This window comes from Desulfobacula toluolica Tol2 (assembly GCF_000307105.1).
GTDB classification, from domain to species: domain Bacteria; phylum Desulfobacterota; class Desulfobacteria; order Desulfobacterales; family Desulfobacteraceae; genus Desulfobacula; species Desulfobacula toluolica.
The window spans coordinates 3,184,746-3,196,891 of record NC_018645.1; the positions used below are offsets into that span (position 1 = coordinate 3,184,746).

Sequence of the window (12,146 nt, forward strand, 5' to 3'; positions counted from 1 at the left end):
TAACCGCACAAAAACAACAAGGTATTGTGTGTTTTTAGACAGCAAAAACACAACATGTCGTATGTCGGAATAGTGTGAGCCCACTACCCAATAAACCAAAACAAAATAAATTAAACCAAATGGGGACACCCCTCTCATTGGACGGCATTAATCTATCGCTCCTATTTCCCTGTAATATTTTTTTGCACCAGGGTGTAGTTGAACGCCTCCTGTATCTGACATAAATTTCGGATTTAAATCCTTCATTGCGATATGAACAGTTTCCAAATAATTAATATTTTCATGGATCGCCTTAACAATATTGTAGACAACTGATTCATCGAGATCGGCTCTGCACATGAAAATATTTCTTGAAGCAACCGTCTTTATATCCGTATCAAGAAATTTATAGGCGCTCGATGGAATAATTGTTTTTGTAGTGCGATATTTGTTGTTTAATGAATTAATTATCTCGTCACTCAGAGGAAGTATGGTTATGTCATGAGTACTAGATAGTTCCATAAATTTTGTGGTAGGAACAGGACTGCAACCACTTAAAGAGTATAGTGTGCCTCCTCTTAACAAATTTATTGATTGACTGTAGCTGTTATAATAAATATTGCCTTTCCACTTCCTGATTTCTTGATAATCATAACCGTAAAGTTTGAACATAGCCTCGCATAAAATTTCCATAAACGACCCATTTTTATTTGGAGAATGTTTAAGAGGAAAATGTTTTACCTTGATATCTTCAAAGCTTGTTATCCCTGTTTTTTTAAGAATAACAAATTGAAAGGGCTCATCGAAGAGGCTGGTGATTGCTCTAATGTTGGGGCATATTTTTTTAAAAGGCTTTTCACCTTTAGAAGCACTCAGGACAGTGGATGATACTCCGATGGCAAAATCAGAAACCCCTTTATTTATTCGTAAGGGATTTGTTGCATCCGTACCGGTCGTTGTAGAAACTGTAGAGCCCGCCGGCAATTTTTTTCTTAGAACTTCCGCAATACCTTCTGTTACAGCTGACCATGCTCCTCCAGCAGTTCCCCCACTGATGGATAATTTTATTGGATTTTCATTTGCGAAAACATAAGTAGATTGAATTGTAACACAACATGTCATGAAAAACATAAATAAAAGGAAACTCGATGATTTAAAAAAATGTTTCAAAAGATTGACTTTCATATTTTTCTCCTTTTTATTGAATAAATTTATGTTACAGAACTTTCAAATATATCATTGAATTCAATTCAATTCATATATTCCTCAAATAATTTCAGAAGATCCTTTTTTGCTATTTTTCCTCTTTGCGTTTTTGGAATTTCAGGGATAAATAGTATGTTTTTCGGAATTTTAAAGTCGGGTAATGTTGTTTTACAGTAAGCGATAATATCAGCTTCGTCTGCCTTTGAACCGTTTTTGAGAACCACAAAGGAAAAAACCTCTTCACCATAGATTTTATCCGGGATTCCGATGGTTGCTGCTTCACTTATTTCCGGATGAGTCAGTAGGCAGGCAGTGATTTCCAAAGGAGATATATTTATACCACCTCGTATAATCAGTTCTTTTTTTCGTCCCTTGATATAAATATAACCTTCCTCATCCATGAAACCAAGATCTCCAGTAGCAAAACCTTCTTTAGAAAATTCTTCAATGCTGCCATCTCCATTAAGATAGCTTAAGCCCATCGTCTTTCCTTTTATCCTCATTTCACCAATTTCACCTGGTTCGCACCTGAGGCCATTGTTCTTTACAAAGAAGACTTCTTTGTATTTGAGAGGCAAACCGACGGAGCCTCTTTTCTTTCTCTCTGGAGGATTAAAAAGCATCCATCCTGCTTCACTCATGCCCATTCCCTGCACTATGGGGATCCCGTACATTTCTTCAAACTTGAGCTGCGTTTCCATAGGCAGCGGGGCAGAACTGGATGTGATGAATCGCAAATTAGGCACATCCTCCTTGCACAAAGACACTGGCTTGTTTACCATCATACTCAAAACTGCTGGCACGCCCGATGAAACGGTGATGTTGTTTTCTTTCAGCCAATTCGGAAAATTGCTCAGTGAGAATTTCTTCCCGAAAAATAGGGAATTGCCCTTCATCATACTTGTAAGAATGGTCAGGAGCTGTGAAGAAAGCCAATTGTATGCCCTGTATTCTAAAACACAATCTTTTTCAGTAATTCCTGTTCTTTTCGATATTTCTTCCACCATGTAAAACAATACATCCCGAGAAATAAAAATGCCTTTAGGCAGTTCTGTGGTGCCTGAAGTGTATACAATCTCAGCAATATCATTTCTATCTCCGAGATGATCGTTAAATGTAACGGATTGGTCTTTTAAATGCTCAGAAAACTCGCATTCTGCAGAATCATTTTCGAAAAATTCAGAAAAAGAAATCCATTGTACGGGGGGGCCGTTTTTCTTATCAAGATTCAAGTCACTATCGTAAAGAACGAGCTTTATCTGTGCGAGGCGTAAAATTCGGTGGAGATTATCTTGGCTCTCTTCTGAAAAAATGGGAAGGAGGATAGCTCCATATTTTAATACGCCAAAATAGATAATCATATTTTCTATCGAGTTTTTACCGATCAACGCGACTTTATCGCTTTTCAACAATTTTTGGCTTTTTAAAAAATTGGCTACTTTGTTGCAATATTCATTCATTTTATGAAAGCTTATTTTCTTATTTTGATCTAAACTTTCGATAAAAATTTTGTGACCTAAATTCTTGGCGTTATTTTCAATTATACTGTGCCAGCTTTCATATTTAGGCTCAGGCTCGTTTAATTTCATTTTTTTAGGAATCTCCTCACTCATAAGAATACACAATCTGCTGGTAAAGGCTACCCGGCAGCAGAAAGACTCCTGCTGAACCGGATAGCGATATTGTCCCTATTGTCCTGTTTTAGAAAGAATTTTTACCCATCCGCTCATAAAGGATTCACCTTTTTTGATTTGTTCATCACTAAAGAAATTTTTTATTAAAACTTTATCTACTGCATAAGTCGGACGATGGAAATCCTCTTCATATCCGAATGGAATCGTCGCATCAATAGCCATTCCACCCTCAAAACGAGTGTTGGATGCTGTCCAGTCTTTTTCCCCGGCAGTCATTCGTTCAGCAGGCATAAAGGTTTGGCCAATACCACCGGGTACAGGACTAATAATATCAGTCTTCGGATTTACTCTAGTTGTGACTGCCCACATAATATCCTCCATGCTATTAATATCCACGTCCGTATCAATGGCAATGGCTATTCGCATTCCTTGATTGCAACTCATAATGGCAGTAAGAAAATTTCTCTGCCAGCCTTCTTCTATAATACTTCGTTTCTTAACTTGAATGACGCATCCTCCCCAGTCGGTAAAACAATAAGGTATGCTAACATCCTGAACTATACCAGGTTGAAGCCGTTCACAAAGTTCATAGATTGCAGCCTCTCTGACCGTCGTATCAATATTGCTGTCATCCATAGTATGAACACCAAGGGGGAATATGATTGGTTTCGATTCTGGTTTTCGCATAGTTATTGCCGTGACATGAAACGTTGATGTTTTGTAAGCCTTCCCTTGGTATCCTGCCCACTCTGGGTGAAACCATGCCTTTCCTTGAAGGCCCTGTTTCTCTGCCTCGGTTGTTTCCCAACGCCGGTCTTTTGGTTTTAAATAACCTTCAAGGACCACTTCGGCATCTGCAAGCGCATAGGCATCAACAGTACGACATTTGACGATTCTAAGTGGTTCTCCTTGAAGTGCACCTGCAATCCCCAATTCGTCACATCCTTTTGGGAGAATGACATAATCAAACCCTGAGCCTGCCATTAAATTGGCTGCCGGTGGGATTCCAAAGCACATGGTAATAGGTATCCCTTCCGGTTTATTATAGTGTTCAACCTGCAATTGCCACATATGAGAGCCTGGAGCTGCCTGAAAAGTCCCCACATTTCCCCATCGAAAACTCATTCGATTATACCCCACATGGGATCCTTCCTTAAAATATTTCCCAACGACCACGCTTTGTCCGCTGCCAATAGTAAACTCATCTTCCAAAGGGGTATGCTTTATCGCTAACAACCATTTGTTAACATCCAAATCATCTGTTATGACGAATTCTTGTACCGGTGCCTCATCCTGATCGATTTCGATTGGAGGCAATGGATGGGTAAGAGCATATGAAATATCTTTTGTCCTCTCAGTATCGTTCTCCCACCCAAACATTTTATTCATAACGGATGTATTTCCGAAAAGATTTGTAACCGCTCTAAGATGGGGATAATTCTTAACATTATTGAAAAGCATTGGCAGACTTCCGTCGAGATGCTTTTCCAGAGCGGTAATTTCTAAATCCGGGTTCACTTCTACATCAGTTTCCAACAAAAGCCCTTCGGATTTCAACCATTCAAGTGCTCCACGCAGATCTTTACTTTGATTATTGTTTGTTTTTAGCATGACTCATCCTTTCTGATATATGGTTTTTATTAATGTTATTCATAATCTTTTATGTGGATAAAGGTCAAAGCATCTAAATTTATAGGGATATAAATAATTTTATGATCGTGTTGTTCGCTTCTTTCATGTAAATATATAGTTCCGAGACGAATCCGATTTCTAAGGAGACCCAAGGCCTCTGGAAAAAACAGAAACAGGTCATTACCAGACTCCATATCAAAACAGCAGATGCCAGGAACCATTTTTTTCAAAAGTTTTCCACGACCATGTCCTCATCTGCAAAAGGAACTATGAAAGAAAGGGTACTTGCCCAGATTCGTACGGAAATGCACGCTAAAGATTTTAAAAAAGATCTGCGTACTTCCCTATTCCGATGGCACCCCTGAAATGACCGCAGAAATACGAAGGCTTGCTTTATGTTTCAAAATGCTGACGTAAAGTGCTCACACAAAGCATTTGGTGCCCATCCTTGGGAATACAACTGCGCGTCCATAAAGCATCACAGTTTCATTCTGGAAAAGAACAAATGTAGTCCAAATTTCTACAATCCTGTCCAGCCAGTGACCATACAGATGCCCGGAAAAAATGAAGAAACGCGTTGTAACCGGCTGTATCAAGACACCAAAATCGGCAAAAAGAAGTAACACCACTCATCATAGTTGAACGTCTTGAAAAAGCCTTGCGGAAAAACATCAGAGTCTGGTAAATACACCAGACTATTTTGAATCCTTGAGGAATGAGGCGGCCGAAAAGCTTTTGTATATCTATGATATAATAAAGTTTTTTGTAAATTGCCACAATTGTTATTAATGAGAGACCGTATAATTACTCATTATGATTGTGCTTAACATAATGAGTAAAATGATAGGGAAATTTGGATTAATTTTCAAGCTGCTATACCTTTTCATCGTTACAATAATCCGGGAAGGCAGGATTTAATCAAAGAAATTGTGGCTCACGAGATTATTATTGGAATTGAGTATATTATGTTGATTTAAAAAAAGGCTCATGTTGGATTCCGGGGTCTTGATGTGGTGAAGGAAGATTTTACATTTTCCAATCCATGAAAGGAGCCCACCAAATGCAGGTAAACATAAAGAATTTGATTGATGACACACAATGTTATGACACTGTAAGAGAGTTGCGCTGGCCAGAAGGAAGAGCGTGTCCGTTTTGTGAATCCCGGCGAGTTATCAGAAGAGGTTTCGATGAAAAAGAGTCTGCCAGGCAGCGCTATGAGTGTAAAAAATGCGGAAAACGCTTTGACGACCTTACCGGCACGATCTTTTCCGGGCATCATCAACCCCTTAAAGTCTGGATTTTGTGCCTCTACTTCATGGGATTGAACCTGTCCAATGACCAAATTGCAAAAGAATTGGGGCTTAACCGCAGCGACGCCCATCAAATGACCAGCCAGCTTCGTGACGGGGTTGTCAAAAAAAACCAAAAATAATCCTCTATGATGAGGTTGAGTTTGATGAAGTCTATATTGTGGCAGGACATAAAGGCAATCCTGAAGCCGTAGCCCGGAAAGGTAGAAAGGGCCGAAGAAACAGGTTGAAGGGAGCACCTGGCCGGGGCACACAGGAAAAAGAGAAGCCACCGGTTTTCGGGATGATTCAACGATGTAGAGATGTGGTAATCCAAATGCTTGCCGATGTCCGTCAGAAAACCATTGAGCCTCTGATAAAAGCTACTGTATTGTCGGGGACTTTAGTTTATACCGATGAATATGCAATCTATAATCGGCTGAATGATTGGGGATACGAGCACGAGAGTGTGAACCATGGGAAAGGGGAGTATGCAAGGGATGACGATGGGGATGGATTCCATGAAGTCCATGTCAACACGATGGAAGGCTTCTGGTCTCTTTTGCGAAGCTGGCTTCGACCGCATCGGGGTATCTCACAGGAAAAACTCCCTTTATATTATCTTGGTTTTTTTGAATTTATTCATAATGCCAGGAAGCGCGGCAAAGCCTTGCTTCACTCTCTGATTGAACTGCTCATTGAATAAGACCCTGGAATCCATATATGGACCCCGAAAACTGGACAATGTGTTAAGATAAAATATAACAGTCCAGAAAGGGGATATTTTGAAACGGAAAAACTATAGTAAAGAATTAAAAAGCAAGGTCGCATTGGCAGCCATAAAAGGAAATCAAACTGTCAATGAGATAGCCTCTGAGTTCGGCATTCATGCCAGTCTTGTAAATCGGTGGAAAAAGGAAGCCATAGAAGCCCTGCCATTGGTTTTTGGCAATAGCAAGGCAAAACAAACCAAAGAAGCCGAAATTGAGCGAGACCGTCTTTATCAAAAGGTTGGTAAACTCCAGGTTGAACTGGATTGGTTAAAAAAAAACACCGGACACCTTTAATGAGTATTGAAGAGAAAAAACAGCGAATTCAACCCAAGCACTCTAAAATCAGTATTCAAAGGCAATGTGAGTTGTGATAGGACTGCCTCGTTCCAGTTATTACCGTGAAAGCCTGGGGGAACAGGAAACGCCTGAAAATATTGAGCTAATGAAACTCATTGACATTGAATATACTGAACATCCGTTCTATGGTACCCGCCAAATGCGCAATGTTCTGAGACGCAAAGGATATAAGATTAACCGAAAACGGGTTCAGCGATTGATGCGGAAAATGGGAATTCAATCCATTGCACCGAAGCCGAATACCAGTAAGGCTCATCCCCAAAATAAAGTGTATCCATATCTTTTGAGAAATTTTGATGTAACCAGATCAAATCAGGTGTGGTCTACGAATATAACCTATATCCCACTTTCTGGTGGTTCCATTTATCATCACACCGCTTCTCAAGATGATGCCGATTATGCGCAGAATGCGCTTATCTGACACGTGGCCCGAAAGCAGACAAATGAGTCGGTCATGATTAACTCGATCAAAAAATTTAGACAGGTCAATATCCACCACATATTCTTTTCCACTTTTAACTATCTTTTGTGCCGCTTCAACCGCCTTTTGCGGACTGTAGCCGGGACGAAAACCATAGCTGTTATCAGAAAATGTGGGATCAATTATCGGTTCCAGAAGGTGCTTCATCGTGGCATGCACAACCCTGTCCCGAATACAGGGAATCCCCAGCAAGCGAACACCGGTATTACCTGGTTTTGGTATTTCCACCCGTTTCACCGGGCTTGGTTTATAACACCAGCTTTTAAGGTCCTTACTCAGCTGGGTCAGCTCTTCATCTATTCGGCTTTCAAATTCTGCAACGGTTACACCATCAACACCTGGTGCCCCGCCGTTCCTTTTCACTGCCTCGAAACCGGTCAACAGGTCTCCCTGATCACACAATTTCTCGAAGAGACTTCTTTCATCGGCGAACAGGCTAAGTTGTCTCATTTTGCTTTTCATTGTGGGTTGCTTTGTCATCGTTCCGCGTTTCCTTTGTTATCACAGGATATATACGTCTCCCCTTCAAAGGAAACTCCTATGGCTGAACTCCTTCAACCGCTATTCTGAGATTCCTTATACCAGTTCCATGTTCCGCCCTTCGGCTCCAACATTTCTGTCACTTTCCAGCAGTTTTACCCTCTGATACGTCACCGCATCTTCATCGGCTACCGGTTTTACGCCTACTATGGCTTCATCTGAAAACCCTCTGTCCATAACGGCTACATTTCTGTTCCGCTTAGGGCTTGGCTGTCGTAGTTACAGCGGCTCGGTACAGACGGCTCTTCACCGGGTAAGGTCATACACTTTCATTGCCCACCCACCTCTCATACCCTGCGGAATTACGGAAAGGATTTCGGGCTTCGATAATCGGAGGTATCTCGCCCATTCCGCCTGGCCTACCGGAGGTTCACACCAAGTTTGGGTGACAAATTTGACGCAGGCTTCCTTCAGATCCCTCATTGGCTTTCCATCACCGGTTGTTCCCTCTTCGGGCAGATCCGGAAAGTTTCTTCGGGCACCCTTGCCGTTGTCTATACATTCCCTCCTTTCAGGGCTGTAGCTGGACTTTCACCAACAAGTTTATGACCATGCCGGTCACACTCCGACGGGCAGATTTTGGGGTGCCCATTCTCAGGGCCTGGCTTCCACTTCCGCTAGTCACCGAAGCAAATCGGAGAGCTGAGCCATGACACAGAATTATGAACACTCCCAAAAATGGAAAATGACGCTTAAATTGAATGAAAAACTGTCTTGACATTGGGGTCCACTATACTATTGTCCTCAAGCCATGGCTGAATGTATTCATCAATGTGCTCTAAAAATATTTTTGAAGCCTGTGGAAGTTCGTAATTTCGCAGGTAAACGATATAAATATCTAACAAAAATTTGTGATTTTTAATGGGAATAACTATTAATGAACCCTCGTCAATTTCCTTTTTAACTGAGGCTTTTACAACAAATGAGATTATTTGTCCATTTTTTACATGTTCCTTTATAAAGTCCATGTTACTTGTTTTAGCAAAGATATTTAAGTTTAAACCATTTTTGGAAATACTCTTCATTACAATTTTATATGTACCCGAACCGGATTCTTTCATTATGATTGGCCAATTTTCAATTTCTTTTAAAAGAATTCCTGTTTTTTTGGATAAAGGATGGGTAGGAGATGCTATTAAAACAACCTTTTCAAACATAAGTGGTCTGAAGATCAGATCGGAATTTTCCTCAACTTTGCTTATAATGGTCAGTGAATTTCTAAAATTTATCAAGCTGTTGCTTATATTTAATGAACTTCCTTCATCTAAATCTATTGTTACTTCAGGAAAGGCGTCTAAAAATGGTTTTAATATAATGGGCATCAGAAATCGTGCATATGTTTTTGTAGTGCCTATGCGAAGGGAAATCTTCTTAAATTTATGGATCCCGTTAATTTTATTTTCTAATTGTCGCTCCAGTTCAAATATTCTTGAAGCATATGTGAATATTTTTTCTCCCTCTTCAGTAAGGTGGATCTCTCCTTTGACTCTGCTGAAAACCTTTAGATTAAAAGATTCCTCAAAAAGTTTTATTTGCGCTGAAACAGCTGGCTGGCTTATAAACAAATTATCTGCTGCACGAGAAAAATTAAGATTTTTAGCAACTTCATAAAAGCATCTTAGTTGATGTAAGTTAAGCATTTTGTAAATTCCTCCTGGCTGATTTGGTGAAAAATAATTAATCTCAACACAATTATTGAGATATTGCTGTATAGTGGACCCCAATGTCAAGACAGTTTTTCATTCAATTTAAGCGTCATTTTCCATTTTGAAAATGTTCGTAATTCTGTGTCACGGTTCGGCGTTCAGATTTGCTTCGGCGACTAGCGGAAGTGGAAACCAGGCCCTGAGAATGGGCACCCCAAAATCTGCCCGTCGGAAGGGGTTGGTTTCCGCTGGAGCGGGTTTTTCGGTACATCGTTTTCATCATCCCACCAACCTCAACTGATTTTTACCATAATATATTTCGGCTGGCGTTTGCCCGTTAAAACTCTGGTGAGGTCGTTCATGGTTGTAAAAATTGAAATATTTTTTCAAGGACTTGCGCAGCTGCTCAACGGATTGAAATTCGTTTACATAAATTTCTTCATATTTCACGCTGCGCCATAGCCGTTCTATGAAAATATTGTCCATACACCGGCCTTTCCCATCCATACTGATTTTAATGTCCTTATCTTTCAATACTTTTGTAAACTCGTGACTTGTGTATTGAGATCCTTGATCCGTGTTGAATATATAGGGGGTTCCATGACATCGCAGTGCCCTTTCCAGAGAGGATATACAAAATTCCTTGTCCATGGTTATAGAAAGTTCCCAAGAGAGGACATAACGACTATGCCAGTCCATGACCGCCGTCAAATAAACGAAACCACCAGAAAGTGGGATATAGGTTATATCCGTAGACCACACCTGATTTGATCTGGTTACATCAAAAGTTCTCAAAAGATATGGATACACTTTATTTTGGGGATGAGCCTTACTGGTATTCGGCTTCGGTGCAATGGATTGAATTCCCATTTTCCGCATCAATCGCTGAACCCGTTTTCGGTTAATCTTATATCCTTTGCGTCTCATAATATTGCGCATTTGGCGGGTACCATAGAACGGATGATCAGTATATTCAATGTCAATGAGTTTCATTAGCTCAAGATTTTCAGGCGTTTCCTGTTCCCCCCGGCTTTCACGGTAATAGCTGGAACGAGGCAGTCCTATCAACTCACATTGCCTTTGAATACTGATTTTAGAGTGCTTGGATTGAATTCGCTGTTTTTTTTCTTCAATACTCATTAAAGGTGTCCGGTGTTTTTTTTTAACCAATCCAGTTCAACCTGGAGTTTACCAACCTTTTGATAAAGACGGTCTCGCTCAATTTCGGCTTCTTTGGTTTGTTTTGCCTTGCTATTGCCAAAAACCAATGGCAGGGCTTCTATGGCTTCCTTTTTCCACCGATTTACAAGACTAGCATGAATGCCGAACTCAGAGGCTATCTCATTGACAGTTTGATTTCCTTTTATGGCTGCCAATGCGACCTTGCTTTTTAATTCTTTACTGTAGTTTTTTCGTTTCAAAATATCCCCTTTCTGGACTGTTATATTTTATCTTAACACATTGTCCAGTTTTCGGGGTCCACTATAAAATGACCTATATTTATAGGAATGGTGCAAATTTAGAGCACCTGATTTGATAGCGGAGGCCATTGTTTTGAATAGCAAAACCTTATAAAGGGATATTCTGATTTTGCCCTTTTCATCAAACACAATCGTCTGCTCCTCGGCTTTGGTAAATAAAAAAATCGTTTTCTTTCATCTCCGTTAAATTCCGGTGGTAACTCGAAAGACTTGATGTCGTATTGAGATAGAATTTTGAGATGTGTTGCCATTTATGAGCCCTCTATTTTGTTACAATTTTACTGGGAATATACTCAAAAAATGCAAAACATATCACCTATGTTCGGGTTTCTACAGACGAACAAGACTACTGAAATCAAAATTTTGAAATCCTGAATTATTGTGACAGGGAAGGTTGGCAGATAAATTGGTGGCTGAATTTGGAAATGTCCCGTCGCAGCTCTGCTAAAGAAAGTAAAATGCACCCAACATTCGTTGACATTGCCGACTTCTATGGGGATTTTCCCCTATTTGTTTAATTTTACCCAACGACCAAAAAGAATCCATTGAAGCCATGATGCCGGTTTCTTCAATACACCAGGGAGAATACCGGTGGGGAAAGCGCCTTGTTTCATCAACCCATGCTTCCCAGTCGATCCATTTTACGGATTCCACTTCCTCCTGGTTAGGCTGAACGTCGCCGTCATAATATCCGCTGAAAATGGGGCAGATTTCATTTTCAACAATGCCGTTTTTTGAAAAACAATATCGGTAGTCGCTGATTTTGTGCAGTTTTTGCACATTTATCCCAAGTTCAAAACGTGCCCTTCTGATTACTGCATGCTCATAAGACTCTCCAGGTTCGGGATGTCCGCAGCAGGAGTTGGACCACACCAGAGGCCAGGTTTTTTTAATGCGGGCCCGCTGTTGTAAAAGAAGGCGATTCTCCGGATTGAACAAAAACAGTGAAAATGCCCTGTGCAGGGGGGTGTTGTGGGAATGGACATCCTGTTTGGCCTGGATGCCGATCTGCCGGTCCTGTTCATCGACCAGAACGACAAATTCCTGAACGGTTTCCATAAAAATACCTCCTTTCAACTGTGATGATAAAATTTTAAAACTGCAATAAAACCAAATTTGACAACCCTC

The 12,146-nt window shown here is 40.4% G+C and carries 11 protein-coding genes and 1 pseudogene; 4 read left to right on the forward strand and 8 right to left on the reverse strand.

Annotated elements, in window-relative coordinates; all coding sequences use genetic code 11:
• Nucleotides 1–147 precede the first annotated feature (147 nt).
• The 3 genes from TOL2_RS14515 to TOL2_RS14525 form a co-directional block, all read right to left on the reverse strand.
• Nucleotides 148–1,164: a TAXI family TRAP transporter solute-binding subunit gene (locus TOL2_RS14515; protein ID WP_014958138.1), complete on the reverse strand. Its 1,017-nt coding sequence runs from the start codon at nucleotides 1,162–1,164 to the stop codon at nucleotides 148–150.
• Nucleotides 1,165–1,229: 65 nt separating this feature from the next.
• Entirely contained in the window at nucleotides 1,230–2,798 is a 1,569-nt protein-coding gene (locus TOL2_RS14520; protein ID WP_014958139.1) for a class I adenylate-forming enzyme family protein, read from the reverse strand.
• Between the two features lie 75 nt (nucleotides 2,799–2,873).
• Nucleotides 2,874–4,430, reverse strand: a complete 1,557-nt coding sequence (locus tag TOL2_RS14525) for a UbiD family decarboxylase (protein ID WP_014958140.1) — start codon at nucleotides 4,428–4,430, stop codon at nucleotides 2,874–2,876.
• A 1,081-nt stretch (nucleotides 4,431–5,511) separates the two neighbouring features.
• On the opposite strand from TOL2_RS14525, the gene TOL2_RS25265 reads away from it, so the two are divergent.
• The 4 genes from TOL2_RS25265 (at nucleotide 5,512) to TOL2_RS26050 (ending at nucleotide 7,291) form a co-directional block, all read left to right on the forward strand.
• Complete coding sequence (locus tag TOL2_RS25265; RefSeq protein WP_041280036.1) at nucleotides 5,512–5,883, forward strand: transposase; 372 nt, start codon at nucleotides 5,512–5,514, stop codon at nucleotides 5,881–5,883.
• 38 nt (nucleotides 5,884–5,921) lie between these two features.
• The gene (locus TOL2_RS25270) at nucleotides 5,922–6,446 is read left to right on the forward strand and encodes an IS1595 family transposase (protein ID WP_014958142.1); all 525 of its coding nucleotides are present in this window, start codon (nucleotides 5,922–5,924) and stop codon (nucleotides 6,444–6,446) included.
• Nucleotides 6,447–6,525: 79 nt separating this feature from the next.
• Nucleotides 6,526–6,807, forward strand: coding sequence for an IS3 family transposase (locus TOL2_RS14550; RefSeq protein ID WP_014958143.1), 282 nt, complete (start codon nucleotides 6,526–6,528; stop codon nucleotides 6,805–6,807).
• Between the two features lie 148 nt (nucleotides 6,808–6,955).
• Nucleotides 6,956–7,291: an IS3 family transposase gene (locus TOL2_RS26050; RefSeq protein WP_408605421.1), complete on the forward strand. Its 336-nt coding sequence runs from the start codon at nucleotides 6,956–6,958 to the stop codon at nucleotides 7,289–7,291.
• Here TOL2_RS26050 and TOL2_RS14555 read toward each other — a convergent pair.
• The 5 genes and pseudogenes from TOL2_RS14555 to idi form a co-directional block, all read right to left on the reverse strand.
• Nucleotides 7,178–7,801 carry a reverse transcriptase domain-containing protein gene (locus TOL2_RS14555; RefSeq protein WP_083863918.1) on the reverse strand — a complete coding sequence of 208 codons (624 nt, stop codon included), beginning with the start codon at nucleotides 7,799–7,801 and terminating at the stop codon, nucleotides 7,178–7,180. The two genes, TOL2_RS26050 and TOL2_RS14555, sit on opposite strands and share 114 nt — an antisense overlap.
• Nucleotides 7,802–7,927: 126 nt before the next feature.
• Nucleotides 7,928–8,068, reverse strand: coding sequence for a hypothetical protein (locus TOL2_RS24945; RefSeq protein ID WP_158406123.1), 141 nt, complete (start codon nucleotides 8,066–8,068; stop codon nucleotides 7,928–7,930).
• Nucleotides 8,069–8,583: 515 nt separating this feature from the next.
• Nucleotides 8,584–9,531 (reverse strand): LysR family transcriptional regulator, encoded by a 948-nt coding sequence (locus TOL2_RS14560; protein WP_014958146.1) that lies wholly within the window; start codon nucleotides 9,529–9,531, stop codon nucleotides 8,584–8,586.
• Between the two features lie 285 nt (nucleotides 9,532–9,816).
• A pseudogene (locus tag TOL2_RS14565) lies at nucleotides 9,817–10,982 on the reverse strand (IS3 family transposase).
• Between the two features lie 480 nt (nucleotides 10,983–11,462).
• Nucleotides 11,463–12,077 carry an isopentenyl-diphosphate Delta-isomerase gene (gene idi, locus TOL2_RS14575; protein WP_014958149.1) on the reverse strand — a complete coding sequence of 205 codons (615 nt, stop codon included), beginning with the start codon at nucleotides 12,075–12,077 and terminating at the stop codon, nucleotides 11,463–11,465.
• Nucleotides 12,078–12,146: the final 69 nt, after the last annotated feature.

Bases quoted from the DNA above. Each gene is read 5' to 3' on its own strand.
- TOL2_RS14525 (WP_014958140.1), bottom strand. From the start codon at position 4,430: ATGCTAAAAACAAACAATAATCAAAGTAAAGATCTGCGTGGAGCACTT.
- TOL2_RS14520 (WP_014958139.1), bottom strand. From the start codon at position 2,798: ATGAGTGAGGAGATTCCTAAAAAAATGAAATTAAACGAGCCTGAGCCT.
- idi (WP_014958149.1), bottom strand. From the start codon at position 12,077: ATGGAAACCGTTCAGGAATTTGTCGTTCTGGTCGATGAACAGGACCGG.
- TOL2_RS24945 (WP_158406123.1), bottom strand. From the start codon at position 8,068: ATGGACAGAGGGTTTTCAGATGAAGCCATAGTAGGCGTAAAACCGGTA.
- TOL2_RS14560 (WP_014958146.1), bottom strand. From the start codon at position 9,531: ATGCTTAACTTACATCAACTAAGATGCTTTTATGAAGTTGCTAAAAAT.
- TOL2_RS14515 (WP_014958138.1), bottom strand. From the start codon at position 1,164: ATGAAAGTCAATCTTTTGAAACATTTTTTTAAATCATCGAGTTTCCTT.
- TOL2_RS25265 (WP_041280036.1), top strand. From the start codon at position 5,512: ATGCAGGTAAACATAAAGAATTTGATTGATGACACACAATGTTATGAC.
- TOL2_RS14555 (WP_083863918.1), bottom strand. From the start codon at position 7,801: ATGAGACAACTTAGCCTGTTCGCCGATGAAAGAAGTCTCTTCGAGAAA.
- TOL2_RS26050 (WP_408605421.1), top strand. From the start codon at position 6,956: ATGAAACTCATTGACATTGAATATACTGAACATCCGTTCTATGGTACC.